1 tRNA gene and 2 rRNA genes (1 of these 3 cut by a window edge) are annotated in these 2,500 nt (G+C 55.9%); all 3 read right to left on the reverse strand.

The window, feature by feature from the left end:
- Positions 1-710 precede the first annotated feature (710 nt).
- Positions 711-787 (reverse strand) — tRNA-Met (locus tag EOA13_RS14825).
- Positions 788-956: 169 nt separating this feature from the next.
- Positions 957-1,071: ribosomal RNA gene (gene rrf / locus EOA13_RS14830) — 5S ribosomal RNA — on the reverse strand.
- A gap of 278 nt (positions 1,072-1,349) precedes the next feature.
- Positions 1,350-2,500: ribosomal RNA gene (locus EOA13_RS14835) — 23S ribosomal RNA — on the reverse strand; it runs 1,671 nt beyond the window's last position.

A 2,500-nucleotide genomic window follows, 5' to 3' on the forward strand; every position in this document is an offset into this window, starting at 1 on the left:
ATCCACATGCAGGTCGATTCGCGGTCCTCAGTCATTGTCATGGCCGGGGGTGGCCACAAAAAGCCGGCTGAATAGAACACCACCCCGACCCAATTCATTTCGTATTTGATTGCAAGTCATCACCGGCATCACTGACCGATGCCTGACAAGAGGATCGGACGCTTCGTCTTTCTTGCCGCCGATTCGGTTGATCCGGTCACGGCGGCGGCTGGGCACTTCACTGCCAGTCCTCTAAACGCAAACGGCCCGCGGCTGCGGGCTGTTTTGAATTAGATTTGTTGAGAGGCTTGTTTTGTTGTCGTAGCTTGTCGGCTGAGGCCTCTTTGTGCGCCGAGGAGTGCCGCTTGCAGGCACCATTGTCCCCCGAATGCGAACGGCCCGCTGGCTGGTGCCTGGCGGACTGTTTGCTTGGTGCAGATTGGTTTGCGGGGGACGGGATTGGGTTTTTTTGTCCCGCAGCTTGGGCTTCGCCTTGTTGCGGCGCCTGATCCGGGGCAATCGATGGCCAGCCCAGCCGAACATCAAAACGGCCCGCGGGCTTTGTGCCAGGCGGGCCGTTTGCTTACCGAAGATTGGTTGCGGGGACAGGATTGAGTTTTCTGTCTGGCGGCGTCGGCTCCGCTTGCTTGCGGGCGCCTGATGACAGGTTAAATCGGTTGCACCACGGCACAATACAAAAGAGCCCGCACGAGGGCGGGCTCTTTTGTATTTGGTTGCGGGGACAGGATTTGAACCTGTGACCTTCAGGTTATGAGCCTGACGAGCTACCGGGCTGCTCCACCCCGCGTTACCTTTGGTATAAGCCGAGGCTTACAAATAGCATGGCCTACAGATAGGTATATGGCTGACCAAATGAAAGGGCCGCTTACGCGGCCCGTGATCCCTTGGCGGGCCATTTCATAAAGAGAAGATTTCTCTGCATCCGATTGGATGTGAGTTCAACGTGCGTTTAGCAGACCTGGCAGCGACCTACTCTCCCGCGTCTTGAGACGAAGTACCATCAGCGCTGGAGCGTTTCACGGCCGAGTTCGGAATGGGATCGGGTGCAGCCGCTCCGCCATAACCACCAGGTCGGCAAAACGCACGTTGTTCGAGAAGCTTTTTTGAGCGAATAGCCAATAGTGAGTAGCGAATAGGGATCCTATTTGCTGCTTTCTCTGAGCTGTTCGCTGGTCTTTTTTGTGCCTTTACAGTTCTTTGGGTCCTGACGCCTTTCGAAGCGAAGCTTCGCAAGGTCGACCGACCGTCGGCGCTGATGCGCCGCACCCACGTAGCGCCGCCCGCAGGGCGGAACAAGCGTGAGTGAGAACAGACCATCTGACTTTGTCAGATGGGCATAAGGAATGAGAACGATCAAGCCGATCGAACTATTAGTACCGGTAAGCTTCAAGCGTTGCCGCTCTTCCACACCCGGCCTATCAACGTGGTCGTCTTCCACGGTTCTCAGGGAATACTCGTTTTAAGGTGGGTTTCCCGCTTAGATGCCTTCAGCGGTTATCCCGTCCGGATATAGCTACCCTGCTATGCGGCTGGCGCCACAACAGGTCCACCAGAGATCCGTCCATCCCGGTCCTCTCGTACTAGGGACAGATCCTTTCAATATTCCTACACCCACGGCAGATAGGGACCGAACTGTCTCACGACGTTCTGAACCCAACTCACGTACCGCTTTAAATGGCGAACAGCCATACCCTTGGGACCTGCTCCAGCCCCAGGATGCGATGAGTCGACATCGAGGTGCCAAACAACCCCGTCGATATGGACTCTTGGGGGTCATCAGCCTGTTATCCCCGGCGTACCTTTTATCCGTTGAGCGATGGCCCTTCCACGCGGGACCACCGGATCACTATGACCGACTTTCGTCTCTGCTCGACTTGTCAGTCTCGCAGTCAGGCAGGCTTATGCCATTGCACTCAGCGAACGATTTCCGACCGTTCTGAGCCCACCATCGCGCGCCTCCGTTACTCTTTAGGAGGCGACCGCCCCAGTCAAACTACCCACCATACATTGTCCCGGACCCGGATAACGGGCCGCGGTTAGACATCCATAGTAATAAGGGTGGTATTTCAAGGGTGGCTCCACCTGAGCTGGCGCCCAGGTTTCAAAGCCTACCACCTATCCTACACATGCCACTACGAATGCCAATGTAAAGCTATAGTAAAGGTGCACGGGGTCTTTCCGTCTAACCGCAGGAACCCCGCATCTTCACGGGGAATTCAATTTCACTGAGTCTATGCTGGAGACAGCGGGGAAGTCGTTACGCCATTCGTGCAGGTCGGAACTTACCCGACAAGGAATTTCGCTACCTTAGGACCGTTATAGTTACGGCCGCCGTTTACTGGGGCTTCGATTCAGAGCTTGCACCCCTCCTCTTAACCTTCCAGCACCGGGCAGGCGTCAGACCCTATACGTCGTCTTGCGACTTCGCAGAGCCCTGTGTTTTTGATAAACAGTCGCTACCCCCTGGTCTGTGCCACCCTCCTCTACTTGCGTAGAAAAG

This window comes from Mesorhizobium sp. M7A.F.Ca.US.011.01.1.1 (genome assembly GCF_003998295.1).
Lineage (GTDB): Bacteria > Pseudomonadota > Alphaproteobacteria > Rhizobiales > Rhizobiaceae > Mesorhizobium.